At 71.2% G+C, this 26,993-nt stretch carries 20 protein-coding genes; 7 read left to right on the top strand and 13 right to left on the bottom strand.

Annotation, left to right across the window (positions count from 1 at the left end; translation table 11 throughout):
* Positions 1-126 precede the first annotated feature (126 nt).
* The gene (locus AB0J66_RS22990) at positions 127-3,765 is read right to left on the bottom strand and encodes a hypothetical protein (RefSeq protein ID WP_364663961.1); all 3,639 of its coding nucleotides are present in this window, start codon (positions 3,763-3,765) and stop codon (positions 127-129) included.
* A gap of 403 nt (positions 3,766-4,168) precedes the next feature.
* Here AB0J66_RS22990 and dnaB point away from each other — a divergent pair, with 403 nt between their 5' ends.
* Positions 4,169-5,575 (top strand): replicative DNA helicase, encoded by a 1,407-nt coding sequence (gene dnaB, locus AB0J66_RS22995; RefSeq protein ID WP_364663964.1) that lies wholly within the window; start codon positions 4,169-4,171, stop codon positions 5,573-5,575.
* Positions 5,576-5,580: 5 nt separating this feature from the next.
* Here the strand turns inward: dnaB and AB0J66_RS23000 are convergent, their stop codons facing one another.
* Genes AB0J66_RS23000 through AB0J66_RS23015 form a run of 4 tightly spaced genes read right to left on the bottom strand, consistent with a single transcriptional unit; the run spans position 5,581 to position 10,583 of the window.
* The gene (locus tag AB0J66_RS23000; protein WP_364663967.1) at positions 5,581-5,916 is read right to left on the bottom strand and encodes a hypothetical protein; all 336 of its coding nucleotides are present in this window, start codon (positions 5,914-5,916) and stop codon (positions 5,581-5,583) included.
* On the bottom strand, positions 5,913-9,854 hold the full coding sequence (locus tag AB0J66_RS23005) for a toxin glutamine deamidase domain-containing protein (protein WP_364663970.1): 3,942 nt from the start codon (positions 9,852-9,854) through the stop codon (positions 5,913-5,915). The genes AB0J66_RS23000 and AB0J66_RS23005 overlap by 4 nt, the downstream gene beginning before the upstream one ends.
* Positions 9,851-10,177, bottom strand: coding sequence for a hypothetical protein (locus tag AB0J66_RS23010; protein ID WP_364663973.1), 327 nt, complete (start codon positions 10,175-10,177; stop codon positions 9,851-9,853). The genes AB0J66_RS23005 and AB0J66_RS23010 overlap by 4 nt, the downstream gene beginning before the upstream one ends.
* Positions 10,170-10,583: a YbaB/EbfC family nucleoid-associated protein gene (locus AB0J66_RS23015; RefSeq protein WP_364663975.1), complete on the bottom strand. Its 414-nt coding sequence runs from the start codon at positions 10,581-10,583 to the stop codon at positions 10,170-10,172. The genes AB0J66_RS23010 and AB0J66_RS23015 overlap by 8 nt, the downstream gene beginning before the upstream one ends.
* Positions 10,584-10,671: 88 nt before the next feature.
* Here AB0J66_RS23015 and AB0J66_RS23020 point away from each other — a divergent pair, with 88 nt between their 5' ends.
* Complete coding sequence (locus AB0J66_RS23020) at positions 10,672-11,823, top strand: SUKH-3 domain-containing protein (protein ID WP_364663978.1); 1,152 nt, start codon at positions 10,672-10,674, stop codon at positions 11,821-11,823.
* A 43-nt stretch (positions 11,824-11,866) separates the two neighbouring features.
* Here AB0J66_RS23020 and AB0J66_RS23025 read toward each other — a convergent pair whose 3' ends face one another.
* Genes AB0J66_RS23025 through AB0J66_RS23035 form a run of 3 tightly spaced genes read right to left on the bottom strand, consistent with a single transcriptional unit; the run spans position 11,867 to position 16,033 of the window.
* Positions 11,867-12,247, bottom strand: coding sequence for a zf-TFIIB domain-containing protein (locus AB0J66_RS23025; protein ID WP_364664721.1), 381 nt, complete (start codon positions 12,245-12,247; stop codon positions 11,867-11,869).
* A 7-nt stretch (positions 12,248-12,254) separates the two neighbouring features.
* Positions 12,255-13,502, bottom strand: coding sequence for a glycosyltransferase 87 family protein (locus AB0J66_RS23030; RefSeq protein WP_364663981.1), 1,248 nt, complete (start codon positions 13,500-13,502; stop codon positions 12,255-12,257).
* The gene (locus tag AB0J66_RS23035; RefSeq protein ID WP_364663984.1) at positions 13,499-16,033 is read right to left on the bottom strand and encodes a bifunctional diguanylate cyclase/phosphodiesterase; all 2,535 of its coding nucleotides are present in this window, start codon (positions 16,031-16,033) and stop codon (positions 13,499-13,501) included. The genes AB0J66_RS23030 and AB0J66_RS23035 overlap by 4 nt, the downstream gene beginning before the upstream one ends.
* A gap of 486 nt (positions 16,034-16,519) precedes the next feature.
* On the opposite strand from AB0J66_RS23035, the gene moaC reads away from it, so the two are divergent.
* The 4 genes from moaC to AB0J66_RS23055 are packed head-to-tail and all read left to right on the top strand — an operon-like array spanning position 16,520 to position 19,175.
* On the top strand, positions 16,520-17,011 hold the full coding sequence (gene moaC / locus AB0J66_RS23040; protein WP_364663987.1) for a cyclic pyranopterin monophosphate synthase MoaC: 492 nt from the start codon (positions 16,520-16,522) through the stop codon (positions 17,009-17,011).
* Positions 16,984-17,508, top strand: coding sequence for a MogA/MoaB family molybdenum cofactor biosynthesis protein (locus AB0J66_RS23045; RefSeq protein WP_364663990.1), 525 nt, complete (start codon positions 16,984-16,986; stop codon positions 17,506-17,508). Before moaC ends, AB0J66_RS23045 begins: the two co-directional genes overlap by 28 nt.
* Positions 17,509-17,517: 9 nt before the next feature.
* The gene (locus AB0J66_RS23050; protein ID WP_364663993.1) at positions 17,518-18,753 is read left to right on the top strand and encodes a molybdopterin molybdotransferase MoeA; all 1,236 of its coding nucleotides are present in this window, start codon (positions 17,518-17,520) and stop codon (positions 18,751-18,753) included.
* Positions 18,750-19,175 carry a molybdenum cofactor biosynthesis protein MoaE gene (locus AB0J66_RS23055; RefSeq protein ID WP_364663996.1) on the top strand — a complete coding sequence of 142 codons (426 nt, stop codon included), beginning with the start codon at positions 18,750-18,752 and terminating at the stop codon, positions 19,173-19,175. Before AB0J66_RS23050 ends, AB0J66_RS23055 begins: the two co-directional genes overlap by 4 nt.
* On the opposite strand, the gene AB0J66_RS23060 is transcribed toward AB0J66_RS23055, so the two are convergent.
* The 4 genes from AB0J66_RS23060 to AB0J66_RS23075 form a co-directional block, all read right to left on the bottom strand.
* Positions 19,162-20,187, bottom strand: coding sequence for a glycosyltransferase 87 family protein (locus AB0J66_RS23060; protein WP_364663999.1), 1,026 nt, complete (start codon positions 20,185-20,187; stop codon positions 19,162-19,164). The genes AB0J66_RS23055 and AB0J66_RS23060 overlap by 14 nt on opposite strands.
* Before the next feature lie 194 nt (positions 20,188-20,381).
* A complete protein-coding gene (locus AB0J66_RS23065) occupies positions 20,382-20,924 on the bottom strand; it encodes a DoxX family membrane protein (protein ID WP_364664002.1) in 543 nt (180 codons plus the stop codon).
* Positions 20,925-20,952: 28 nt separating this feature from the next.
* Positions 20,953-22,158: an ATP-binding protein gene (locus tag AB0J66_RS23070; protein ID WP_364664004.1), complete on the bottom strand. Its 1,206-nt coding sequence runs from the start codon at positions 22,156-22,158 to the stop codon at positions 20,953-20,955.
* 119 nt (positions 22,159-22,277) lie between these two features.
* Entirely contained in the window at positions 22,278-22,940 is a 663-nt protein-coding gene (locus tag AB0J66_RS23075; protein WP_364664007.1) for a hypothetical protein, read from the bottom strand.
* A gap of 132 nt (positions 22,941-23,072) precedes the next feature.
* Between AB0J66_RS23075 and AB0J66_RS23080 the strand changes: the two genes are divergently transcribed.
* Positions 23,073-23,762: a prepilin peptidase gene (locus AB0J66_RS23080; RefSeq protein ID WP_364664010.1), complete on the top strand. Its 690-nt coding sequence runs from the start codon at positions 23,073-23,075 to the stop codon at positions 23,760-23,762.
* Here AB0J66_RS23080 and AB0J66_RS23085 read toward each other — a convergent pair.
* On the bottom strand, positions 23,749-26,910 hold the full coding sequence (locus AB0J66_RS23085; RefSeq protein ID WP_364664012.1) for a UvrD-helicase domain-containing protein: 3,162 nt from the start codon (positions 26,908-26,910) through the stop codon (positions 23,749-23,751). The two genes, AB0J66_RS23080 and AB0J66_RS23085, sit on opposite strands and share 14 nt — an antisense overlap.
* Positions 26,911-26,993: the final 83 nt, after the last annotated feature.

Below are 26,993 nucleotides of genomic sequence, written 5' to 3' on the forward strand. Positions count from 1 at the left end.
GGCATTCCTGCACGACTACAACCATCACCGGCCCCACACCGCAATCGGCAAGAACCCGCCGATCACCCGGTTGACCAACCTGGCTGGACATCACATCTAGCTCAGGCTGTGGCCGGTGATGGCGTTCTAGCTGAGGCTGTTGCCGGTGATGGCGGAGGTCAGCACGGTGGCCAGGCCGCCGCCGACGACCGCCGCGGCCAGGCCGACGCTGATCGCCTTCCAGGAGTGGCTGATCCACCGCAGGCCGACCGCCACCAGGACGCTGAGCACCAGCGAAATGCCGAACTGCGGCGCCGCCTTGCCGAGGGTGTCCAGCGCGTGCGTCTGCGTACCGGCCCCGAAGACCACCATGTAGACGACGAACAGCACGACCGGCACGCCGTACCAGAGCAACGTGTAGCCGACCGCGGCCAGCGGCCCGCCGGCCTCCTGCTCGTCCTCCTCGTCGTCCGGGTCGAGCAGGTCGCTCTTCGGGCGGATCGTGGGATAGCCGCCGGTGACCGGACGACGCTCGTACGACCCGCTCAGGCCCGGATAGCCGGCCGCGACCGCCTCGCGCTGCTCCCGCGGCACAGGCGAGATCAGCGACGTGGACGTCATGGATAAGTTCGATGTTCCCTCGACGGCGGCTGAGCCGCTCGACCGAAAGGGCACGTAATCCGAGGTGCCGTACCGCCGGGACTCCCCCTCGGCGAGATCACTCTGATCGGCGAGATCCCGCCGCCAGTCGTTACCGCCGCCCTCGCGGTAGGACGCGCTGCCCCGGGCCCGCTCCTCGCGCTCGGCCAGATGCCAAGCGCCGGGCTCGGGGCGCTGCCTGATTTCGGTGGTGCCGCCGGGCGACCAGGGCGGCGCGTCCCCCTGCGGGGAATCGCGGCGCCAGGCGTCGGGACTCAGCGGCTCCTGGGCGTACGCCGTGGGATCGAGCTCGCCACGGCGGGTGGGAGGTTCCTGGTCGTCGGCGCGGCGCCGGCCGGCACCGTACTGCGGGGCTCCGGGGGTCTCCGCCGCCGGGAGGCCGCTGGCCGGGGTGGCGCTCGAATAGCGCGGGGCGATGGCGGGTTGGCCGCTCGACGGGAGGCCGCTCGCCGGGGCGGACGCGGAGTAGCGCGGGGGCTCGGCCGGGAAGCGGCGGGTCTCGCCGCCGAGATCGTCGGTCGGCGAGTAACGCGGGGCACCCGTGGGCAGGCCGCTTGCCGGAGCAGACGCGGAGTAGCGCGGGGTGTCGGCGGGCAGGCCGCTGGCGGGGGCGGACGGCGAGTAGCGCGATGTGTCGGCTGGTAGGCCGCTCGCGGGGGCCGAGGCCGAGTAGCGCGGGAGGCCGCTGGCCGGGTTGGCGCTGGAGTAGCGCGGTGGGCCGGGCTCGCGATCGGGGCTGGGGTAGCCGGTCGGACCGCCGGGGTAGCCAGCGGGGCCATCGGGGTAGCCGCCGGTGGGAGTTGCGCCGTAGCTGGGGGCGCTGCGTGGGGCGCTACTGGGCGGGGCGCTGCGGGGGCCCGCGCTGCTGCCGTAGCCGCCTCCGCTGTAGGGCGTGCCGCTGCGAGGGGCGGCCGCAGGGTCGTCGTAGGAGCGGCGGCCGGGCGAAGCCTCATCTGGGTAGCCGCGACCGGTCGGAGGGCTGTCGGGGTAGCCGCGGCCGGTCGGAGGGCTGTCGGGGTAGCCGCGGCCGGTCGGAGGGCTGTCCAGGTAGCTGGGGCGGCCGGGTTCGGGGCTGTCCGGGTAGCTGGGGCGGCCGGGTTCGGGGCTGTCCGGGTAGCTGGGGCGGCCGGGTTCGGGGCTGACCGGGTAGCTGGGGCGGGCCGGGGCCTCGCCGTAGGTGCCGTACGGAGTGCCGCTGCGCGGGGCCGGAGCGGGCGGGAGGGCCGGTGGGGTACGCCTGGCCGGGGGTTCCGGCTCCGGGCGCCGTACGGGCTGCTCCTGGGCCTGTTCGGCCGGTCCGGCGGTGATGGCGCGCGGGGCCTCGCCCATCGCCTCGCGGCGGGCCGCCTCACGACGCCAGGCCAGGATGCGCGGGTCGTCCTCGGAACGGCTCCACTGGCCGGTGTCCGGATCCCGGGTCCAGCTGCTGGTGTCGGGCTCGGCTTCCCACGAGCCGGTCTGCTCGCGCCAGTCGGCGGAGCCGGGGTTGTAGCGGGCCTTGGGCGCGGCACCCGGCCTCGGCTCGCCGCGGCGCGGATCGGCCGGGGACGGGCCCGGCTGCGGCCGGGCCGGCGGGGTCCGGTCCTGCTGGGGGATGCCGCTCGGCGGCGCGGCCGGCCACGGTGAGCTGGCCTGCTCCGGGTACGCCGTGGGGGCGGCGCCGAAGGTGGACGTCTCGTCGCGGTCGATCGGCTGGGCGGCGCGAGCTCGGCGGGCGGACCGGGTTTCCTGTGGATAACCGGTGGGCGGGCCGGCCAGGCCCGAGGTGGGTGCGGCGCCACTGCGGCCCGGGGTGTCGTCGTCCGCGTACCTCGGGCCCCGCTCGCGACGGCTCCGCGGGGCGGGTGTGTCCTGCGCGTAGCCCCGCGGCTCGCCTGTGTCCTGCGCGTAGCCCCGCGGCTCGCCTGTGTCCTGCGCGTAGCCCCGCGGCTCGTCGTAACGGCCGGGCGGCAGGGCCGGAGCGCCGGCGGTGTCGTCGTAGCGGGCGGGGCGCGTGGACTCGTACGCCGTCGCCGGAGGAATCTGGTAGCCCGGCTCGGTTTCGTACGGCTTGGTCTCGAAAGATCTTGACTCGTAGGGCGAGCTTTCCGGGGAGAAGGACCGGCGGCCGGTGCGCTCCTCGCTCCGCTCGCTCGGCTCACTCCGCCAGGACGAGGTCGTCGAGGCGCCGGGGTCGCCGTAGAGCTGGATGTTGCCTGTGTCGGCGTGCCCGGCCCAGTTGTCGGCGTCCCAGCTGTCGCTCTCGGAGCGGCCGGTCGACCAGCCGGAACCGCCGGACGGACCCGGCTCGGGCGCGCGGCGGCGACCGATCGGGCCCGGGGTCTGCTGCGCGCCACGGCGCCAGGCGGCCCGGTCGTCCTCGCGCACCAGATGGCGGCCGTCGTCGCGGGAATTGTCGGTGCGCAGCCAGCTCGCGTCGGTCGTGCTGCCCGTGTCGTTCCAGGTGGCGGAGCCCTCGATGGCGTCGCGCCGCCAGGATGGCGAGCTTTCCGCGGGCGTACGCGGAGACGGCTGCTGCCAGGTGCTCGAATCGCGCCAGCTTGGCGGATCCTGCCGGCTGTAGGTCGTGTCGGGCTCGGTGAACTGCTGCCAGGAGGGCCGCGTGTCGGTGGCCGGGCTCGGCTCGTCCTCGGTGGCCGACCAGGCCGAGCTCGAGATGGCCGGCTGCGAGGCCGGGGTCTCGGCGGCGGGCGGGTAATCGCGGCGGCCGCCGCTCTGCCACGCCTCGGTGGTGGACCGCCAGCCGTGGGAGCCCGTGGTGGAGCGCCACTCGGTGGTCTGCTTCCATCGGGCGCCGGTCGCGCGCCACTCGGCGGTCTCCGTGCGCCAGCCGACGCCGTCGGCCGGGAAGGTGGTGCGACCGGTGGACGCGACCTCGGACCAGCGGCTCGCCGGCTCGACCGACTGGCTCTGGTCGGACTCGGCCTGCTGCGCCCACGCGTCGGCGCGGCGCTGCCAGTCGAGGGCCTCGGCGCTGGGCTGCATGCTGCCGGTGTCCGTCAGGGACGACCATTTCTGCTCAGGCTCGGCGAAATCCGGAGAATCCGGACTTCGAGTGGCCCACGAGTCCGCAGCGCGCCGATCGCGCGACATGCGGGCGCCGTAGTCCCACTCCCGTTGGTCCACCCGAAAAGCGTGCCGTGCCGACGGGCGAACCGCAACGCCTCCGGGCGACGGCTTGCTCACGCCCGGCATCTTTTCGCACTTGTGCAGGTGTTTTTCTGCTCTCCACAGTTGGGGACGGCGTAATCCCTGCTGGTGAAGGGACGTTCGGCGTCACGGCCGAGAGTTGTCCACAGATATCCACAGAGATATCCACAGGCTCAGGCGGGATGTCCACAGGTTGTCCCAAGACTCGTCCACCGATGCAGTTGGGCAGGTGGCGGACGGGTTCGTACAGTGGGCCAGCCGCTCACGCGGGCTTGATCAGGATGGTGCTGCTGATCAGGGTGGGGAGTTCAGCCGAAAGTGTCACACCCCGGTTGTTGGATCAGGGCGTGTTCACGTACGGCAAACGGAGGAGGTCCGGGTGTCGATCACCGATGACGCGAGGCCGGAGGCGCGCGCTCCCGGCCCGCAGTCCGGATCAGGGCCGGCCGCTGGCGGGTTCGACAAGTCGCCGCCGCAGGACGTGGCGGCCGAGCAGGGTGTCCTCGGCGGCATGCTGCTCTCCAAGGATGCGATCGCCGACGTGGTCGAGATCCTCAAGACCCACGACTTCTATCGCCCGGTGCACAGCACGATCTTCGACGTCATCCTCGATCTGTACGGACGTGGCGAGCCGGCCGATGCGCTGACCGTCTCCGCCGCCCTGGCCGACTCGGGTGACCTGCAGCGGATCGGCGGCGTGCCCTACCTGCACACGCTGATCGAGAGCGTGCCGACCGCGGCCAACGCGTCGTACTACGCGCGCATCGTCGGCGAGCGGGCCATCCTGCGCCGCCTGGTCAACGCGGGCACCAAGATCGTCCAGCTCGGCTACGGCGCGAACGGCAACGGCGGCCGCGACGTCGACGACATCGTCGACCTGGCCCAGCAGGCGATCTACGACGTCACCGAGAAACGCGTCAGCGAAGATTTCGCCTCCATCGGCGACATGCTCCAGCCCACGGTCGACGAGATCGAGGCGATCGGCGCGGCCGGCGGCGGCATGGCCGGCATCCCGACCGGCTTCTCCGATCTCGACCGGCTGCTCAACGGTCTGCACCCCGGTCAGCTGATCATCGTGGCCGGGCGACCCGGTCTCGGTAAGTCGACGGCCAGCATGGACTTCGCCCGGAATGCGGCTATTCGCGCCAACTGCGCAAGCGCCATCTTCTCCCTCGAAATGAGCAAGATCGAGATGGTGATGCGTCTGCTGTCGGCCGAGGCGCGAGTTCCGCTGCACGTGTTGCGCTCCGGGCAGCTCACCGACGACGACTGGAGCAAGCTGGCCCGCCGGATGGGCGAGATCAGCGAGGCGCCGATCTTCGTCGACGACACCCCGAACATGAACCTCATGGAGATCCGGGCCAAGGCGCGCCGCCTCAAACAGCGTCACAACCTCAAGCTTCTGGTGATCGACTACCTGCAGCTGATGTCCTCGCCGAAAAAGACCGAGAGCCGTCAGCAGGAGGTCTCCGAGCTGTCCCGTGGCCTCAAGCTCCTGGCCAAGGAGATCGAGTGCCCGGTGATCGGCGTGTCCCAGCTGAACCGTGGTCCCGAGCAGCGCACCGACAAGCGCCCCCAGCTGTCCGACCTGCGTGAGTCCGGCTCCATCGAGCAGGACGCCGACGTCGTGATCCTGCTCCACCGCGACGACTACTACGACAAGGAGTCCCCCCGCGCCGGCGAGGCCGACTTCATCGTCGCCAAACACCGAAACGGCCCCACCGACACGGTGACGGTCGCCGCCCAGCTCCACCTATCCCGCTTCGTCGACATGGCCATCGTCTAGGAGGCCTACGAGCGCGGAGGACCGTAGGCCCAACCGTTCGCCTCACCCTCGTCGGACATCTCGGCGAGGGTCTCCTCATTGGGCAGTTCAGTGTCGAGAACGTCGCGCGCGATCCGCTCGGCCGTTTGACGATCTACGCTGCGACCCCGGTCCTGCTCCTGGTCGTCATAAAGGATCGGGGCCGCGATGTTCGGCGCATACATCCATTGCTGGCGGCGGGCGCTCCAAATGACGGCCCGAAGTTTTCGATCGTGTGGTGCTTGGTAGGCCATCATGCTTGTGATAGTCGACCGGTCGTCACTTCTCAGGATCACCTTGTAGGCAAAGCCGCGTTGTGTCATTCGAGCAAGCCCATCTCGTCGAGGCCAGGCACGTCGGCGGGCTCGAGGCCATAACGCCGTAGGTGGTCCTTGAACGATAAGTCGTGTGCTGAGAGCCCTTCTCGATACTGGCCCAGCAACTCCTCCTCAGAGTTCAACCACTCCGCCAAGGTGCTCGTCTTCAGCTTGACGGAGCCTATGAGTCCAAGATCCGTGGGTCGATGAGCGCTGATCTCCAAGGTTTTGTTGATCGCGAGCATCTTGAGGAACGCGCTCACGCGTTCGAAGCTATCGAATCCACCAAATCGCATTATTTCGTAGCTGCGGTGAGTGAGCTTGCCGATCTGACGAGACAGAGGCGTTGGGAACTGGACCTCGACGAGGAAACCTTGAGGGTCCGACAACCAAACATTGAGACCGTTGTGGCGTCCGCACTCCGCCCAGAAACTGGCTGCTTGCCTCGTGCGGTAACCGAGACGCCTGAGATCCGCAAGTACTCGGGCAACCGTTGCCCCGTAGTTCCCCTCCGGCGTTTCGACTGAGAAGCGGACACGATCTTTGACCTGGTTCAAGAACTGTTCTGGCGAGAGATTATCTGTTTCGGCTGCTTCCAGGTACTTCCGTCCGAGCGATTCTACTGACTTGACCTGGTGTTCCTCGTCTGTGACGCGTGCGCCCACGCTGAGTCTCTCCACCACCGCATGTAGGTCTCCGGACATCCGCGCCGCCGCTACTTCAGCGTCTGCAAGAGAAGCCGACAGGACGGCGCGCTCAGCCGAATCGAGCGAGTCGAACGCTTGCCGTTCAGCGGCACGAATCGCCTCTATTGAGGCAGGGTCGTCCGGGAGGTCTTCGAGGCCGGTGGGTGGGGTGGTGGACCACTGGCCTGGGGGGTGGTGGGGGAGCGGGGCGGGGGTGCCGTTGGCGGTTACGACCAGGGCGTCCATTGAGGTGATGTTGGAAGGGGTGGGGGTGCCGGTGTGGTGATAGAGGGGGGTGGACTCGGAGAGTTGCGAGATCTGGGGGTCCAGGAAGAGGACGGTGCCCTGGTGGTTGATGGCGGCCCAGGAGTGGCAGCCGCCGGCTTCGAGGTCGGTGATTATGAAGGCGTAGGCGCCGTGGCCGGTGTTGAGCAGGTGGTTGGACAGGTTGGCGAAGGCCAGGTCCATGGCCTGTTTGGCCTCGGTGGGGGTGGTCCTGTCCAGTGGGGGGCAGAGGGACTGGAAGTCGCTGCCGGTGGCCTGGCGGATGCGGTCCACGCCGGCCTGCTCGCCGCCGAGGGGGCGGGTGGGGTCGCCGTGGGCGTAGGTGTCGAAGGTTCGGGGGGCGGAGACGCGGGGGCGGCCGTGGATGTAGGTGTCGAAAAGGGACAGGACGCCGTCCACGCAGTTGAGGCCGCGGGTGGGGTCGGCGGTGGGGCCGCCGTCGTTGGCCAGGCGGAACCAGCGGCCCGATCGGGGGTCGGGGAGTCGAGCCGGGCGGCCGTCGGGGTCGCGGGGGACGGCGTTTTCCAAGTCGACCTGGTGGATGGCCAGGGGCGGGCGTAGGCCGCCGACCGAGTTGTAGTGCCGGGTGGCGTCGATCGGTGGACGGTTCCCGGCGCTGGTCCGGGCGGTGTGATCGCCGGTCGGCATGCCGGTGGACGAAGTAGTCGGCGTGTTGTGGGAGGACGGGCGGGCGAGGGCGGAGCGGTCGCCGGTGGTTACGCCGCCGGGGGCCAGGTTGCCGACGTCGCGGTTGATGCGGGACCACGCCGCGGGAGACACCTCGACGGTGTCGGGGGTCAGAGTGCCGGCGCGGACCTGGTCGATCTGGGATTCGATTTCGGCGACCATGTCGCTGAGGTCGAGCGCCTGCTTGCGGTAGTGCTGGGCCTCCAGGGTCGAGCCGGTGCGCAGGACCTGATCGGCGTGGCGGCTCAGGTTGAAGATCTTTGCCCGGTTTTCGTCCGCGACCCCGGTGAGGTAGGTGGCGTAGTCGTCGCGGCGGTTGAGCTCGTAGGTGCGGCGGGCGTGATCGGCGTAGCCGAAGTAGGCGGCCTCGGCTTGGGCCGGGGTCGGCTGGGGAGCCGGGGTTCGGTTGACGTAGGGGCGGGCGTCGAGCGGGGCGTTCGTCTGGCTGCGGGGACGGTCGGACAGCGGCGACGGTTTGACGCGCGGCGCCAGCGCCTGATCCAGGCGTGCTGCTTCCGAGGGGCGGGGGGTTCGGTCCAAGGGGAGCGGCGGCTGCCGGCGCGTAGTGGTGGGGCGGGGGCCGAGGGCGTCGGCGATGCGGTCCAGGTCGGACAGTGGGGACCGCCGGGTGGCGCCGGGTGGCCGCCGGTCGGGAGAGGCGGCGGGGCGGCTGGGCATGGCCGGTATCCAGGGAGTCATGCCGGGGCCGGCCACCGGCGAGACCGCGGGCGCCGGAGGCAGTGGGGGCGTCGGAGGTGCGGTGGCCGGAGCCGCAGTCGATTGCCCGGCCAGATCTGGCGAAGGCGACGGCAAAGGTGCGAGCGAGGGCGAGGGCGAGGGCGAGGGCAAAGGCGAGGGCGAGGAAGAGGGCGAAAACGAGGACGAGGCAGGGGACGGGGCAGGGGACGAGGGAGAGGGCGACGCCGAAAGCGAGGGAGAAGACGAGGGCGACCCCGAGAGCGAGTGGGAGGAGGAGGGCGACCCCGAAAGCGAGTCCGAGGACGAAGCGGAAGCCGACGACGAGATCGAGGTAGCGCCGGAATCCGCGGGCGGAATGTCGGGACCGGGCGATACGTCGGGGACGGCCGAGATGCCGGCGACGGCGACCACGGACGCGGGCGAAGAATCAAGGGTCGGGGCGAAAGAGGAAACCGACGGCGCCTGAGCGTCAACCGCCGCCGTCGGCAAAGGCCCGGGGACGACGTCGGCGGAAATAGGCGCTGGTGAGGCAGCGACCTGACCGCCACCGGCGAACGGGACATTCTCAGGAAGCGGCCCGGTGAACACCCCACCGTCGAAATCGGGCGCGCTCAGATCCGTACCGCCGAAAGCGAAGTTGAAATTGGACGGCAGGGAATGCACAGCCGATCCCGCCGCGCCCGAAGTCGCAGACTTCGCGAGATTGCCTGGATCGGGCAGATCGCCGAAGGCCGCCGCCGCCCCGAACTCGGCCAGCACCTCCCCGCCGGCGCCGCGAGCGACCCCGTGGTGACCGTGGGATCCCACCCCGGCCCCGCTGGCCGCCGCCCCGCCGGCGAACCCGGCCACCGCCGACGTCCGTAGATCGCCGAGGTCGAACCCGTCGGCCCGGCCTGTCGTCTGCTGATAGGTCTGGATCGCGCCGTTGGTCGCCAGTTCTTCGCGGGCCTCGTCGAAGCCCTCGTCGAGCGCCTCGCGGCCGAGCTTGCGCAGCCCTTCCTTGGTGGCCAACTGCTTGATGGCGTGGGTGGCCGTCTGTTTCAGGGCCTTCGCGCCGAGCTGCTCGACCAGCTTGCGGAAGATCTGCTGGATGGCGAGCCGGGTCGCCACGATCATCCCGCCGGCCGCCGGTGAGGCGGCCCCCAAGGTCAGGATCACGGTGATGCCCATGCCGATGAGTTCGGTCAGGAAGATGCCGATCTCGATCCAGGCCTCGAGCTTCGCGCCCTCGATGTCGCGCCCGGCTCCTTCGACCAGCCCGCCGAGCTGGTGTGAGGCCTCGAGCAGGGCGTTGAGCGGCGCGCTCTCGTCGCCCGCGAGTCGATGCCAGGCGTCCTGGAAGCTGTCGGCGCCGGATCCCTCGTAGCCGGCGAGAATGTGCGAGACCGCGCCGAAGGCGGCGTCGTTCGGCTCGACCAGGGCCGTGGCCAGGGCGTACCAGCGGTCGGCGACGTCCCAGGTGCTGACCTCGTTGCCGGCCGGCCAGTCGAAGCCGACCACCCACTCGAGCGCCGTGTAGGCCCAGCCGGGCACGTCGAACGGGCTGTATTCGAGCGGATGCGGTACGGGGCTGGGCAGCACGCTCATGATCGGCTCCGGTGGACTCGCCCGGCCGCGGCCGCGTCGGCGGCGAGGTTGTCGTGGACGGACTTCGCGACCGCCTCGCCGAGACCCGTGACGTGGGCCGCGATCAGCCGCCAGGCGTCGAGGACCTGCTGCTCGACCGGGTGGTACTGACGCTCGAAGGACTGGCCGTACTCGTCGCGGCCCCACGGTGACGCGGCGGTCGCGGCGGCGATCTCGGCCCCGGCGTGGTTGCGCCGCGCGGCCAGGTCCTCACCGGCCGCGGCGAGCAGGCGCGAGCCGTCGAGAGCGTCTTCGGAGTCGAGCCGGACGAGAGCGTCAGACATGGCGGCCGACGATCTCGTCGGAGCGGCCGAGCAGCGAGCCGAGGTCGCCGCTCTCCAGGTAGCGCAGCGATCCGGAGTCGGCCGGCAGGTAGTCGGCCATCATCGCCTGGACCTGCTGCCGGGCCTGGGCGGTGGCACTTTGGACGGTGGCCACGATCGTGCGGGAGACGTATTCGTTGTCCATGTTGCGGGTGGCCCGCCGGGTCAGCCGCAGGTCGATCAGTTCGCCTCGCGGCCCGACCGTGGCCCGTACCAGGCCGTCGGTCGAGGTGGCGGTGATCCGCAGGGCTTCGAGGCGGCGTTGGAGGACGTCCAGATCGGAGCGGAGCCGCGAGTAGCGCCCGTGGATCTCCTCGAGCCGGTTGCGCAGGTCCCGGTTCGCGTCGCGGTTCGCCGTCGTCGCCATCGTCGCCACCCTTCGAACACTTTGCGTGGTCGGTTAGCTTCAATCTGCGAACGTCATCACGCCGCAAAGGGTTCAGGGAGGGATACAAATGGCGATCACCAGGGCCGAGGCCGAAGAGATCGCCGCCCGCTGGGCCAGCACCCAGGACGGCGAGCCGATGGTCGCGGAGTTCGACCTCGGCTACGTGATCTGGACCAAGCAGGTGGCGCCGCAACAGCCGGGCGACGGCTCGCGGACGGTGATCGACCGGGAGACCGGCGTGCTGTCGTCCTGGCCGAGCGTGCCGACCGAGGAGATCGCGGAGATCTACCGCGAGCGTCGCCCGCTGCCGCCGGGCACGGTCGACCCCGCCGTCGCGCTGCGGCGGTTGACGCACCGGTCGCCGGCGCCGACCACCGTCGCGCACCTGACCGCCGGCGATCGGCTCTTCCGAGCGCAAGGCGCCAAAGGGGATCAGGAAATCAACCACCACCCGCTCGTACGGGCGCGGCTGGCGGAGGCTGATCCGGCCGGTGTGGTGCGCGGCGCCGAGCGGCACGCGGAGCTGATCGCGCTCTCCGACGCGCTGCACTCCCGCGGCCCGGAGATCACTCTCGACGAGGCCCGGGCCTGGCTGCTGTCCGCGAGCTTCGAGTCGTTCCTGGTCCGCGAGCCGGGTGACCCGCTCGGCGGCACGGAGGGCCGGCCGTGCGAGACGTGCATCGCCGTGCTGGTCGACTTCGCGGTGCTGCCGTGGTCGGATCTTGCGTTCACGACGGAGTGGCGGCACGGGTCGGAGCGGGTGCCGGAGCCGGGCCGCTTCCCGCACGACGTGGCGCGGACCTTGGCCGGCGGCGGCTGGGTCGGCCCGCTGGATCAGTCGGCCCTGGTGGACCGGGCCGTGGAGATCGGCGGCGGGCGGTTGCGGCCGTCGGAGGCGGCCCGGAAGGCGATCGCTGAATTCGCCGGCGTGCGATGTGGCCGGCGGGGGCCGGGCGCGCGGCGGGCCGTACGGCTGTTGCGCCTGGATCCGGTGCCGGGCGCGTACGCGGCGACGGCGCTGGCCGAGCTCGGCGACGATCTCTTCCCGATCGGCCTCGAGGGCGACGACGCCGTGGTGGCGATCGACGCGCACGGCCGCGTCTTCGTGCTCGATCAGGGCGGGGAGTGGATGGTCGGCGCCTCACTGGACGAGGCCTTGGTCAACCTGCTGACCGGGGACGGGCCCGAGCGGCGCCTGAACGATCAGGGCAGCTGGTGACGCCGCCGGGCCGTGACGGGCCCGGCGGCGGGAAGCCCGATGGTCAGTCGAACAGGTCGTGCAGGAAGCCCTTGCGCTTGCGGTAGTGGCCGTGGTGGCCGCCGTGCCGGTAGTGGCCGTGGTGGCCGTAGGCCGGAGCCGGCGCGTAGCCGGGCACCTGGGCCGGGTAGCCGTGGGAGGGCTGGCCGTACGCGGGCGGCGGGGGCGGCGGCGCGTAACCGCCAGGCTGCGGCGCGTGCGGCACCGGCGGCGGGGCGGCCGCGGGACGGGAGGCCTGGCGAGTGTTGTAGCTCGACTCAGCGTCGAAGAGTTTCTCGAGCTCACCGCGGTCGAGGAAGATCCCCCGGCACTCGGTGCACTGGTCGATCGTGACGCCGCTGCGCTCGTACACCCGCATCTCGCCGTGACACTTCGGACAGGTCATCTGCATCTCACAGACGGTACAAGGCTGTGTCATCCGTCGGGGCTCTAAAAGCTGTGTGGTTCCTGTGTGGCGCGCGCAGGGCGAGGCCCCAGACGAGGAACGCGATCGGATACAGCAGGTAACCGAAGCGGGTCGTCGGCATCAGCAGGATCGCGGCCAGCAGGCCCCACCCACAGATCATCGAGGCCGTGGCGGCGGTGCGCGGTGGACTCAGCACAATGCGCACGGTGATGGCGACCGCCACCGCACCGAGCAACCCCAACGCGACGAAGCGGCCGGCCGGAAGATGCTCGGCGATCAGATAGCCCGGGAACGGCGACTGGGCCGGGCTCTTGACCAGACCGTGCCCGAGCGGAAAACGGATCACGTTCTCCAGGAAGGCGTCCCGGTTGACCAGGAACGGCGGGATCAGCACGAGAATCGGCAGACCGATCGCGGCCGGGGCCAGATGCCGAACGCGCTTCGCGACGATGGCCAGCACGATCAGGACGGCCACGACCGGGAAAGCGAAGAGCTTGCACGCAGCGGCAGCACCCACGGCCACACCGGCCCAGCCGTAACGATCGGTAGCGGCGCAGGCGAGCGCGAGCAGGCCGAGCGCCAGCACCGGGATGTCGTCGCCGCCGGTGGCCAGCGTCAGCGCGCAGATCGGCAGCACGGTCACGGCCTGTAGGGCCCGCACGGACCACGACGACTCCCCCAGCAGCCGCATGGCCACGACGAGGGCGACCGCAGTGACGACCGCGAACCAGACCCGCGAGTCCGTCCACCAGAAGTCACCGAAAATCGCGCGGGGCAGCCCGAAGATCGCCATGCCGGGTTGGTAGGGGCTGTAGCCCATGAGCCGCTCGTCCAGCGGCAGGGCGGCGATCGCGTCGCGGCTCAGATAGGGCGTGCCGTCGTGCAGCAGCCGCTCGCCCATCCGCTCGACGACCAGCACCTCCTCCTGCGCGCGGTCGGTGCGCCCGCCGGCCCGCTGCACCGCCTCGACGACGAGGGGCAGCAAGGCCGCGGCCGTCCAGGTGGTCCAGGTGAGTGCGATGCTCAAATTCTTGCGGTACGCGACGAGCTGCGCGACTGTCACGAGGGTGGCCGCGGCATAAGCCCAGACCGCGATCGAACCCCAGGCGCGGTGCGGCAGCAACGTCGACGAGGTGGCGGTGAACCAGGCGAACCCGGCCGAGAGGGCGTACAGCGCCAGGTCGATCACGTACTCCCGGACACCCCGGCCCCCAGCTGCTGTTTCCGCACTCACGCGGGCAAGTGTGGCAGAGAAGATCTCCCTGTTGAGCCGGACCGCCGCGGCGACATGCGCACCACCGCGCCGCCGTCGTGCAGCGACGCCGCCAGCGCGCCCGTCCGCCCGCCGGTGCCCCGCTGCATGGTCGCCAGCAGCCGGTCGGCCGACATCGAACGCGCGAAGAGGTGACCCTGCCCGGCCACGCAGCCCAGCTCCCACAGCGAGTGCCGCTGCGGTTCGCTCTCCACGCCCTCGGCGATGACGGTCAGGTGCAGGCTGCGGGCCAGGTCGACGGTCGACCGGATGACCGCGACCGCCTCGGACGAGGTCTGCACGGCGCTGACGAACTCGCGGTCGACCTTCAGCTGACTGACCGGGATGTGCGACAGCACCGACAGCGGTGACACCCCGGTGCCGAAGTCGTCGAGCGCGAGGCGCACACCGGCCTCGCTCAGCTCGTTGAGCGCCCGCCGCACCACGTCGAGCTGGGTGAGCGTCAGCGTCTCGGCCAACTCGAAGATCAGCATCTCGGGCGGCACCCGGTGACGGCCGAGCCGGGCCAGCACCATCTTCGGAAAGCTCGGGTCGAGCAGGCTGCGCGGCGACACGTTGACCGCCACCGGCATGTCGAAGCCGGCGTCCCGCCACTGGTTGGAGGCGTCGAGCGCCTGCTCGAGGACGGCGTCGGCGAACGCGGGCAGCTGACCGGAGCGCTCCACCGTCTCGAGGAACTGCATCGGCGACAGGTAGCCGTGCTCGGGGTGGTGCCAGCGGGCCAGGGCCTCGGCCCAGATGACCTCGCCGCTGCCCAGGTCGACGATCGGCTGGAACTCGACGACGAACTCCCGCTCGGCCACCGCCCGCTGCAGCTCGCCGCCGAGGACCAGGCGCTCGACGTCGGCCGTGTCGCGCGCGTGTGCGTACGTCGCGGTCTGCTGTCCGGCCCTTTTCGCCTGGTACATGGCGATGTCGGCCCGGCGCATGAGCTCGTTGACGCCGCCGCTGCCGGGCGCGAGCGCGATGCCCGCGGCGGCCGAGACGGTCAGCTGCATGCCCTCGACCTCGATGGCGTCGTCGAGCGAGGCCAGGACGGCCTCGGCGCGGTGCCCGGCCATGGCCGGGGTCGGCAGATTGGTCAGCAGCATCGCGAACTCGTCGCCGCCGAGACGCGCGACCAGGTCACCGGGCTCGGCGGCGGCACTGAGCCGGCGGGCCACCTTGCGCAGCACCGCGTCACCGGCAGCGTGCCCGAGCGTGTCGTTGACCTCCTTGAAGTGGTTGAGGTCGATGAGCAGCAGGGCCACCACGCCCTCGTCGCTGTCACCGGAGAAGTGGCGGGTGGCCCGGTCGTAGAGGTGGCGGCGGTTGGCCAGGCCGGTGAGCGCGTCGTGGGCCGCGTCGTGCGCGTTCTGGGCGCTGATCCGCGCCAGCTCCGCGTACGCCGCGGCGTTGCGGATGGCCGTGCAGAGCGCGGAGGCGAAGGTCTTGAGCTTGTACTGCTCGAACTCGGTGAGCTTGACGGCGCCGCCGAAGCGCAGCCGCAGCACGCCGACCCGCAGCGTCCCGTCGTGGGCGATGAGGTCGGTGGTGACCTCGCCCCGGTGCTTGTTCTTGGCCGTGCCGGGCGGGCCGTCGTGCCGGATGCCGGCGGCCGAGCCGATCACCACACGGTCGTCGGTGCCGGCCACGGCCAGGTCGATCTCGGCCTCGCTGGCCGAGAAGATCACGGCGGCCCGGGACACCGCGGAGTGCAGCACCTGGGTCAGGTCGACCGCGTTGAGGGCGTCGGTCGCCTCGGCCAGGCGCTGCCAGGAGTCGCGCTCCTCGCGGGTGCGCACGCGGCCGGACTGCCACAGCTGCAGACACGCCACGATCAGCGGCAGGAGCAGCAGGAGCAGCGGATCACCGTTGTAGGCCAGGAACGCGAGCGTCACCAGCGTGGCGGTCAGCCGGACCACATATCCGACGATCTTGACGTCGAGATTGCGGCGGGCGATGTCGCGAAGCCGTGCATGCGAGGAAATCGCCATTACCGGCACAAAAGCCAATTGCTCGATCACGGCCATCGCGCAGAGCGCCAGAACGACGGTGCCGACCGCGAAAGGCGGATGCTCGGCGTCCGGCTCGACACCGACGAGCAGGAAGACGCCGGCGGCGGACGAAGCGGACAGGGTGTCCTTGGAAACCTGCCACACGTTCTTGACCAGCGGGCGACGCGGCACCAATCGGTTGATCGTGATGGCCAGCGCGGTGCCCAGGATGACCCACGGCCCGGGGACCAGGGCGAGCCCGATCAGGACCGGCACCTCGGTCCAGCTGGTGACGTCCCGTGTGGACATGACGCGGAAGTGCACCCGCAGCCGGTTGGCCAGGATGATCGCGCCGAAGATGAGGACGATCACCAGGTAGTTCGGCGGGGGAGCCGGCCGGGTGAACGTGATCGCGAAGACCCCGGCTGCCGCACCGAGCGCCAGAACGACGACGAGACCGACGAACAGCCTCAGCTGTCGATCGGTCGCGTCGTCGTTGGAGCTTTGAGGGGGCATCTCCAAGGTCCTGTCACTGAGCGCATCGAAGCCGTCGCTTCCGGCTCAAGCCTAAGCACCCGGTGCCCGTTCGCGCACTAGCAGTTCAGTCCCAGTCCTGGCTGTAGCGCATGGCCATCTCCCTAGCTGATCTCGGCGGCGGGTAGTGCAAGCAATTCGTCGCGACACCGGAAAGGTATTTGGCTTTCATCCAGGTTCATAGCGTTTCGTGTCGGTATGAGCAGAAAGTGATAACCGTTGAGTCGGTTGTTACTCACTGCTTATGAATGGAAACTCAGAGCGAGCTGGAATACCGTTATGGCCGCAGTGTCCAAATCGCACGCTGTGCCTTTGTTCTTACGCTCCGAATAGCCATTTCCACGCCGGCCTCCACCCGCTCTGAGCAGCGCATAGGCGCCCGACATTCCGTTTGCGATTTAAATTGTGCAGGCTTGATCGCGGCCGCGCTGGACCACGGCCGTATGAGTTTTTCTATAAGCTCCTGGTATGCCCGACGAATCCCAGCTCACTCACGTCGACGAGGCCGGCGCCGCCCGTATGGTCGACGTCTCCGCGAAGGAGATTTCGGCTCGCCGTGCGATAGCCGCCGGCCGAGTCGTCACCACCGCGGAAGTCATCACCCTGTTGCGCGGTGACGGTCTCCCGAAGGGTGACGCGCTCGCCGTCGCCCGCCTGGCGGGGATCATGGGCGCGAAGCGCACGCCCGATCTCATCCCGCTCTGCCACCCCATCGGGTTGCACGGTGTCAAGGTCGATCTGACCCTCACCGACACCACGGTCGAGATCACGGCGACCACCAGGACCGCCGATCGCACCGGGGTCGAGATGGAGGCGCTCACCTCGGTCGCCGTCGCCGGGCTGGCCATGATCGACATGATCAAGGCCGTGGATCCGGCGGCGAGCATCGAGGCCGTCCGCGTCCTTCGCAAGGAGGGCGGCAAGACCGGTGATTGGGTCCGTCCGGAGGATCGTCCGTGAGCGAGATCACCGCCCGCGTCATCGTGGCGAGCAATCGTGCCGCCGCGGGCGTCTACGAGGACACCAGCGGCCCACGACTCGTCACTGGACTGCGTGAGCTCGGCTGCACGGTGACCGGCGACCCGGTGGTCGTCCCGGACGGCGAACCCGTGGCCCGGGCGCTGCGCCAAGCCGTCGCCGATGGCATCGACGTCGTGCTGACCAGCGGCGGAACGGGTGTCACCCCAACCGACCGCACCCCTGAGGCGACCCGTGGCATCCTCGATTTCGAGATCCCCGGGATCGCCGAGGCGATCCGTGCCCACAGCCGCGACAAGGTGCCTGCCGCGGCGCTGTCCCGCGGCCTGGCGGGGGTCGCGGAGCGCACGCTGATCGTCAATCTGCCGGGTTCAACCGGCGGGGCTAAGGACGGTCTTGCCGTGCTGGGCCCCCTGCTCCGGCACACGGTAGACCAGATCCGCGGCGGCGACCACCCCCAAAGCAGTGGGGCTGGATAGGCTCGTCCGGTGAGCGCAGACGACACGACCCCGGTCGACTGGGAGCAGGCCCGTGCCCTGGCCTACGAGGCCGGCCGCTCGGCGGCGGGCGCGGCCGAGCCGGTCGCGCTGCCGGAGGCGGACGGGCGCACCCTCGCCGAGCCGCTGCGGGCCCTGACCGACCTGCCGGCCTTCCCGACCTCGAGCATCGACGGCTGGGCGGTGCGCGGCCCGCAGCCGTGGCGGCCGGTCGGCCGGGTGCTGGCCGGCGGCGTCGCCGACCCGCTGACCGAGGACGGCACCTGCGTCGAGATCGCCACCGGCGCGATGGTCCCGTCGGGCGCGGCCGCCCTGGTCCGGGTGGAGGACTCCACACGCGACGGTGAGGGCCGGGTCAGCGGCGAGCCCCGCCGCCACGCGGTGCCCGACTGGCGCATGCCGGGCGAGGAGGCGGCCAAGGACGAGGTGCTGCTGCCCCCCGGCACGGCCATCGACCCAGCGGTGATCGGCGTCGCCGCCACTTGTGGGTACGAGGCGCTCAGCGTTTACCCGCGGGCGCACGCCGGCCTGCTGGTCTTCGGCGACGAGCTGCTGACCGCCGGCCCGCCCGGGTCCGGCCGGGTCCGGGATTCGCTCGGCCCGCAGATTCCGGCCTGGCTGCGGCGCTACGGCGCGACCATCGACCCGTCGGCGATCACCGGCCCGGTGCAGGACACATTGGAGGCTCACCTGTCCGCGGTGCGCGGTGCGCTGCGGTCGGCCGACCTCGTCTGCACCACCGGCGGCACCATGCACGGCCCGGTCGACCACCTGCACCCGGCGCTGGCCGAGCTCGGCGCCGAGTACGTGGTGAACACCGTCGGCGTCCGCCCCGGCTTCCCGATGCTGCTGGCCCGGGTGCCGGGCGAGGACGGCCGCCCGCGCTTCCTGGCCGGCCTGCCGGGCAACCCGCAGTCCGCCGTGATCGCGCTGATCACCCTGGTCGCGCCGCTGCTGGCCGGTCTGCAGGGCCGTCCCGCCCCGGCGCTGGCCACGGTCGAGGCGGCCGCGGTGGTGCGCGGCCGCGGGAGGGACACCCATCTGGCGCTGGCCCGTCTCGACCGCACGGGCCGGACGGCCATGCCCGTCGGCCACGTCGGGTCGGCGATGCTGCGGGGGCTGTCCACCGCGCACGGCTTCGTCGTCGTCCGCCCGGGCACCGAGGTCGCCGCGGGTGATCTCGTCCCGTTCCTTCCACTTCCACTCGTCACCGGGGAGCGCCCATGACCGGGATCATCGCCGTCAGCGACGTGCTGGACACGCCGCTCGACCTGGCCGCGCACGAGAAGGCGGTGACCGACGTCCGGGCCGGTGCCGTGGTGTCGTTCCAGGGCGTCGTCCGCGACCACGACCACGGTCGCGGCGTGACCCTCCTGGAGTACGAAGGGCATCCGAGCGCGGCCGCGGTGCTGCGCGAGGTCGCCGAGGAGATCGCGGCCGACCCGGACGTCTACGCGGTGGCGGTCTCGCATCGCGTGGGCACGCTGGCCATCGGTGACGTCGCGCTGGTGGCCGCGGTCAGCACGGCCCACCGGGCGGCGGCGTTCGCGGCCTGCGCCCGGCTGGTCGACGAGGCCAAGGCCCGGCTCCCGATCTGGAAGCGCCAGGTCTTCACCGACGGCACCGACGAGTGGGTCAACTGCCCCTAGGGCCGGGGATCGAGGGCACCCGTCGTACGGCCGTGGCGGGAACAGGGGGCGGGCGGCGCCGTACGGGCGCTGCGGGCCGCCACGGCAGCGCGTTGAGCAACACGATGACCGTGATGGCGTAGAGGTTGCCCACAGGTGGCAGGGCGAAGACGAGGGCGACCACAGCCGCGGCGACAAGAGGCCCGAGGCCGCTGAGCCGGCGCGGGTCGGCCCGCTGCCGGGCGGCCGCGTCGACGAGGATCAGGATCGCCGGCAGCACCCAGAGCAACTCGTTGCTGCTGGTGACCGGGCAGACGGCGGCGCCGGCCAGCCCGACCAGGGTGAAGGCGGCGATCTCGTCGCCGTCGGCATGGGCCGAGCGGGCCCGGATCAGGCCGACCGCCAGCAGCAGCACCGCGAACGACAGCCAGACCAGCACCGGGGTGCTGGTCGAGTCGTACAGCCGGGCCAGCACGCCGGCCAGCGACTGGTTGGCCGGCGAGTCGAGCGGGTCCCCTCGGTCGAACCCCGGCCACAGCCGGGCCGAGGTGGCGCCGGGTGCGACCAGCCAGGCCGCACCGAGAAGCACCGCCGTGGTGGTGAGAGCGGTCAGCGCGGCCCGCCACTGCCGGGTCAGGCCGAGGAAGACGACGAACAGCAGGGTGACCGGGGCCAGCGCCGACGCCAGGCCGATGCCGGCGCCGGCCCAGGCCCCGGTCGACCAGATTCGCCGCCACCGGCCGCCCCGAGCCGTCCCGGGCCACCAGGTGGCCCGGGTGCGGGCCCAGGCCGACCGGCGCAGGGCGACCAGGTCGGCCACCACGAGACCGAACAGGACCAGATCGACGTGGGTGAGGCCGATCGCGGCCCGGGCCGGCTCCAGGAGCAGGGCCAAGGCGGCCGCGACGACCACGACCGGGCGCCGGGCCCGGCCGTAGCGGCGCGCGACCGGGCCGGCCAGAGCGGTCAGGCTCACGACGAGGATCGCCACCCCCACCGAGAGGGCGACGGGAATCAAGCTCGTCGCGGCCAAGGCAACCCATAAAGAAACCGCAATTATCCACAAAGCGGACTTTCTACCCCGCAGGCGTTCCACCGCCGACATGGCGCGACCCCCGTCGCTCTCGATCGCCAGGCACAGCGGCCCCGCGAGGGGACTGCCGCAGCCGGGCGGAGCGAGCTTCAAGGCCCCTCGTCGGCTTTAACGCAAAGATCGCGAGGAGGTTGTTAGCCGGGCATCCGGCGCGCGGCCGTCGCGCTCATCGCCGCGATCTTGGCTTCACGCTTGGCCGTCCGGACGGCCCGCCGGACCTTGCGCTGGGAGCGGTCGACCGCATGCGAGGTGCGGTAACGCAGGTTCGGCCGGCCCTCGGTGTCGGCCGCGGCGAGCAACAGGCCGCCGAGCAGGCCCAGGTTCTTGAGGAACTGGGTCTCCTGCTGGGCCCGGTCCGGGCGGGACCGGTCCCAGAACGGGTGACCGGCGGCGGTCGTCGGCAGCAGGCCGGCCGCCAGCACGGCGGCCGCGGGACGGGTGAGGTGGCCGGTGGCCAGGGCCAGCCCGGCGACCACGTCGCTCGCCGCCTTCACCTGCACGAGGGTCCGGGTGTCGGACGGGAGGCGCGGATCGGCCTTCTCCAGCCACGGGCCGACCTTGTCGGTGACCCGCTGAGCGGTCTCGACCTTGGAATCGGGATTGAGCAGGGTGCGGACGCCGCTGACCACGAAGATCGAGGCCAGCATCGCGCGGGCGACGGTGCGTACGGGCTTCATGACCCTGGTTATACCCGCCGGCGGGCGATCACACCGGCTGGGTGCGCAGGTACCGGCCGAAATGGGGCACCGTGAAGGCGACCGTGCCGCGCTCGCCCGAGTAGATCAGGCCCTTCTTGATCAGAGCGTCGCGGGCCGGGGAGAGGCTGGCCGGTTTGCGGCCCAGCGCGATCGCGATCTCCGCGGTCGGCACGGCCGCGTCCATGTCGTTGTCCTCCTCGCCGGAGAGGGTGGCCATGGCCCGCATGTACTCCCGCTCGGCCGGGGTGGCCCGCTCGAACCGCGAGCCGAAGAAGCCGACGGCCAGCTCGACCTCGGCCTCCGGGGCGGCCACCCGCACGTCGGCGTCGGTCACCGGCGACTGCGGCGCGTGGTCCCAGGTCGCCTTGCCGTAGGCCTGCACGAAGTACGGATAGCCGCCGGACTTCTCGTAGAGCAGGTCGAGCGCCTTCGGCTCGTACTCCACCTCCTCGCGGGCGGCGGGCGCGCAGAGCGCCAGGTCGGCCGCGACCCGGTCGAGCCGGTCGATGCGCTGGTAGCGGAAGAGCCGCTCCGAGTAGGACTTCGCCGCCGACAGCACGGCCGGCAGGTGGGGCAGCCCGGCCCCGACCACGATCAGCGGCGCGCCGAGCTGGGACAGCTCATGACAGGCGGCGCAGAGCGCCGACACGTCGGCCGGCCCCAGATCCTGCATCTCGTCGATGAACAGGGCGATGCCGGTGCCGACGTCGGTGGCGAGCGAGGCCGCGTCGGTGAAGAGCTCGACCAGGTCGATCTCGATGTCGCCGGAGTCGGCCCGGCCGCGGGCCGGCGGCACGTCGATGCCGGGAGCCCAGCGGTCGCGCAGCTTGGCGTTGCTGTCGTTGGCCCGCAGGGCGAACGCCTTGAGCACCCCGAGCACCTCGTCGACCCGGTCGGGGTCGCGGTGGTGCGGCGCGAGCTCGCGGATCGCCATGTGCAGCGCGGCCGAGACCGGGCGGCGCAGCGACTGGTCAGGGCGGGCCTCGATCTTGCCGGTGCCCCAGAGCCGGCCGATCGCGGCCGAGCGCAGCGTGTTGAGCAGGACGGTCTTGCCGACGCCGCGCAGGCCGGTCAGCACGAGGCTGCGCTCGGGACGGCCGCGGGACACGCGCTCGAGCACCACGTCGAAGGCATCCAGCTCGCGGTCGCGCCCGGCCAGCTCGGGCGGGCGCTGGCCGGCGCCGGGGGCGTACGGGTTCCTCACCGGATCCACGGATTGCACAGTATCGGGCCGTCTAGCTTCAACGCTAGAGATGGCTAGTTTTCGGTCACAAGCGTCTCGATGATGCTCTAGCCATATCTAGCTTTGAAGCTAGAAAGCGCTAGAGCGACCTATGAGGCCTTGTGCTCCTTCAGGCAGAGCACGAAATCGAGGTCGTCGAAGGCGCTGTCGTAGAAGTACCACTTCGTGTAGCCGGTCACCGAGGAGCACTTCTTCTCGGCGTCCTTCACCCCCGAGGTCTTGCCCTTGACCTGCTTGAGCACCTCGAAGGTGCCCGAGGTGCAGGCCGAGGTGCGCATGTCGGGCGCCACGTCGGAGCCCTCGTTGACCACGCAGTCGCCCTCTTTGACGTAGAACCGGGCGTCCTCGCTGCCCCGTGGCGCGGGCCCGCCCGGCTCGGCGGTGGCCGAGGCGGTCGGTGACGCCTGATTGCCCTGGTTGTCGTTGCGCTCCTTGAGCAGCCAGGCCGTCGCGCCGAGCCCGATCAGGATCAGCACGCCGAGGGTCACGACGAGGGCGATGATCGGGGTGTTGCGCTTCGGGGGCGACGGCGGCGGCGTCCGCAGCCAGTCACCGTCGGGACTGACCGGCGCGTTGATCGGGGCCGAGTGGTAGGCGACCGGCTGCTGCGGGATCGACGGCGGGTGGGCGCCCCACGCCGGCTCCTGGACCGGGGCGCCGTGGTCACCCCACGGGTCGGCAGGCTCCGCATACGGCTCGTCGGAGCCCCCGCTCGACCACGGCGGGCCTGAGTACGGGCCGTTCTGCGACATCAGGGATCCTCCGGAGGCGGGTTTGCGCTCTCACCGTAGCGTGCACCGCCGACACAAACCCGCACGGAATCGCCGCCGGTGTCGGCAACACGACGCCCCACCCGCTGTCCCGGCCCGCTACGGTCCACGTCCGTGTCCGCACTCCTAGTGATCTTGGCGGCGACGTTCGGCGCGTCAGCCGCCGCGTTCCTGCCCCGCCTCGCCTATCGGCTCGCCGTCCCCTTCGGCTCACCCCCACGATCCACTTGCGGCTCGTGCGGGCTCGAGCTGACCACCTGGGTCCGGGTGGGTGCCTTCTGTCGCTGTTCCCGGGGGTACGCGGTGACGACCGTGGCCGGTGCGGCGGTGGCCACGGTCCTGGCTGTCGAGATCGGAGCGTCGCCGCTGTTGCCGGTCTACCTGCTCGCCATGGTCCCGGGGCTGCTGCTCGCGATGATCGACCTCCGCTGCCTGCGGTTGCCCGATCCGTTCGTCGGTTTGCTGGCCGTCGTCGCCGGCGGGCCGCTGATCATGCTGCGGCCGGGGCGGATCGGCGTGGCGCTCGTGGCCTCGGTGCTGGTCGTCACGGCGTACGGCCTGATCGCTCTTATGCCTGGGGGTGGTCTGGGTCTGGGCGACGTGAAGCTGGCCGGGGTGCTGGCCTTCGTGCTCGGCTTCTCCGGATGGCCGGCGGTGGTGGCCGGGCTGGTGGCGCCGCATCTGATCAACGGGCCGATCGCGCTGGCGCTGCTGCTCACCCGGCGGGCGAGCCGGCGCCGGGCGATCCCTTTCGGACCGGCCCTGCTCGCCGGCGCGCTGATCGCGGTGGTTACAGCAGCCTGAGCTGACGGTCCTTCGGGCGGGACGGCACGGTGTCGCCGAGCCGCTCGAAGAGGCCGGAATCGATCACGTCGAGGAACGGGCTCGGCGTCTGCTCGCGTTCACTGCCGTGCCGGAACCGGCGCGCCGCGTGGCTGACGTAGAGGCGGTCCTGGGCCCGGGTCAGGCCGACGAAGAAGAGCCGGCGCTCCTCGGCGATCTCGTCGTCGGTCGTCCGGCCACCCGGCCAGCGCAGCGGCAGCAGGCCGTCCTCGCAGCCGACCAGGAAGACCACCGGGAACTCCAGGCCCTTGGCCGCGTGCAGGGTGAGCAGGTTGACCGCCTCGGCCCGCGGGTCCAGCGCGTCCACCTCGGCCCCGGTGGCGATCTCCTGCAGGAAGCGCGGAAGGTCGTCGCCGATCCGGTGGGCCAGCGGCAGCAGCAGCTCGGCGGCGGCCCAGATGTCCTCGGGAGCGATCTGCTCGCCGTCCAATGTGGGCGCCGCGAAACGCTGGGCCAGCACCTGCGCGGTCAGCTTGACCCGGGCCGCCAGCGAGCCGCCCAGGCCGCCCTCGTGCCGGAGCTCACGCGCGATCTCCTGCACCCCGGCCCGGTCGCGCAGCCGGTTGTGCGAGCGCTTCTGCACCGGGACGCCGGCCCGGGAGAGGGCCTCGACGATCGCCGGCGACTGCGAGTCGGTGCGGTAGAGCACGGCGATGTCCGAGAACGACAAGTTGCCGGCCACGCCCGCCCGCGAATCGACTCGGCCCGAGTCGAGCGAGCGGTGCGAGAGGCCACCGACCAGCTCGTCGATCGTGCGGACGACGAAGTCGGCCTCGTCGGCCACGCTCCCGGCCGGGTAGCGGCCGACCAGCGGCGCCTCCGGATCGAGCCGCGCCGGGTCCAGCCGCCGGCCGTTGACCAGCGACGACGGCGCGATGGCCTGCACCGCGGCGGCGAGGATGGGGGCCGACGAGCGGTAGTTGCGGGTCAGCCGGACCAGCCGGGCGTCGACGAAGTCCTCGTTGAAGCGCAGGAAGTACTTCACGTCGGCGCCGCGGAACGAGTAGATCGCCTGATCCGGGTCGCCGATCGCGCACAGGTTGCCGTCGGCCGGGCTGAGCAGGCGCAACAGCTCGTACTGGGTGTCGTCGACGTCCTGGTACTCGTCCACGAAGATCCACTGCCACTGGCGGCGGTACTTCTCCACCAGCGCCGGGTCGTCGCGCAGCAGGGCGACCGGCATGCTGATCAGCTCGTCCAGATCGACCAGGTCCTGCTGGCGCAGCAGCTTGGCGTACGCGAGATCGTCGTCGCCGGCCTGTTCGCGCGCCTCGGCCCGCTCGCTCTCGTCGGCGATGCGCCAGTTTGCGCCCAGCCCGGCCGCCTTCGCGTTGTCGCGCAGGATCGACAGGCCGACCGAGTGGAAGGTGCCCACCGTGATGTCCTCGCCCATGTCGCCCAGCAGGGCGTCGAGGCGCTCGCGGAGCTCGCCCGCCGCGCGCCGGGTGAAGGTGATGGCCAGACAGCGCTCGGGGAAGACGCCCAGCTCGGCGCAGAGGTAGGCGATGCGGTGGGTCAGCGTGCGGGTCTTGCCGGTGCCCGGGCCGGCCACGATCAGCAACGGGCCGCCCGGGGCCGACGCGGCCACCCGCTGCATGGCGTCGAGCCGGTCGAGCAGGCCGGTGCCGACCTCCTCCATGCCGGAGAGCATCGGCTCGAACGGCTCGTGCGGGCTCGGCGGCGAGGCCAGCGGCGGGACGACGGCCCTCTTGGGCTCCTTGACCGGCTTCGGCTTCGGCTTGGGTGCTGGGGCGCGGCCGATGGCCGGCTCGGGCTTGCGCTGCTGCGGCAGGTCGAACAGCGTCTCGACCTGCGGGGCGCTGGTGCGGTTGCGCAGCTCTCCCTGATCGAAGAGCGTGATCACACCGTACTCGCCGTCGTAGCCGGGCACCCGGCGCACGTCACCGGCACGCAGCCGGGTGATCGCCTCCCGCAGGTCGTCGCCGCCGGCCTGGCCGATCTCGTCGAGCGGCACCTTGCGCAGGATGTCGAGCTCGGCCCCGAGCGTGGCGACCAGATGGTTGAGCTGCGACTCGACGGTCTTGGACTTCGGGCCGACCCCGTTGATCTCGCCGAGGATCTCGTGGATCTGGATCAGGTGCTCGACGTGGACGTCCTTGTGGAAGCCGGCCGGGCGGTCGGCCAGGTCCTCGACGCGGCTCAGCACCCCCACGGTGAGCGGCTTGCCGCACTCGGGGCAGCGGCCGGCGTTGGCCCGGGTCCGCTCCGGCTCCCAGTTCACGCCGCAGGCCCGGTGGCCGTCAGCGTGATACTTACCCTCCTCGGGGAAGAACTCCAGCGTGCCGGCCAGACCGGCCCCGGTGCGCACGGCCTCGTAATCCGGCGTGCCGGTGAAGAGGGTGGCCTCGCGGGCCAGCGCGGCCGGCGAGTGGGCGTCGGAGTTCGAGACCAGGCGGTACCGGTCGAGGCTGGAGACGCGCCAGTTCATCTCCGGGTCGGACGAGAGGCCGGTCTCGACCGCGGTGACATGCTCGGCCAGATCGGCGTAGCAGTCGGCGATCGCGTCGAAGCCCGACTTCGAGCCCAGGGCGGAGAACCACGGCGTCCAGATGTGGGCCGGGATCAGGTAGCCGCCCGCCTCGAGCGTGATCTCCAGCAGATCGCGCGAGTCGAGCCCGAGGATCGGCCGGCCGTCGGCGGTCAGGTTGCCGATCCGGCCCAGCGCGGTGTTGAACCGGGCCGCCGCGGCCAGGTCGGGCATGTAGATCAGGTGGTGCACCTTGCGGGTGCGGTCGTCCCGCTTGTAGATGGTCGAGATCTCGACGCTGAGCATGAAGCGGGCCGGGACACTGGCCTGCAGCGAACCCGGCAGCCGCTTGGTGACCTCGGTCTCGTCCTGGTCGGCCAGCCGGTAGAGGCCGTGGCCCGACTCGACCAGGCTCTGCTTGAGGTGATCGAACCAGGCCGGGTGGGTGAAGTCGCCGGTGCCCAGCAGGGCGATGCCCTTGCGCCGGGCCCACCAGGCCAGATTGGGCAGCGTCAGGTCGCGGCTGCAGGCTCGCGAGAAGCGCGAGTGGATGTGAAGATCCGCGACATATGTGTCCGCGGCGACCGAGGACCCTGCGTTGTCCGAGGGCACGGGCTGCATCCTGTCACGCCCCCCATCCCTCGCACGAATCGCCACGCCTCACAAACTTACGGATCTTGATGCCCCGGGGCCGCATCAGGTCC

The sequence above is a fragment of the Actinoplanes sp. NPDC049598 genome (assembly GCF_040675435.1).
Classification (GTDB): Bacteria; Actinomycetota; Actinomycetes; order Mycobacteriales; family Micromonosporaceae; genus Actinoplanes.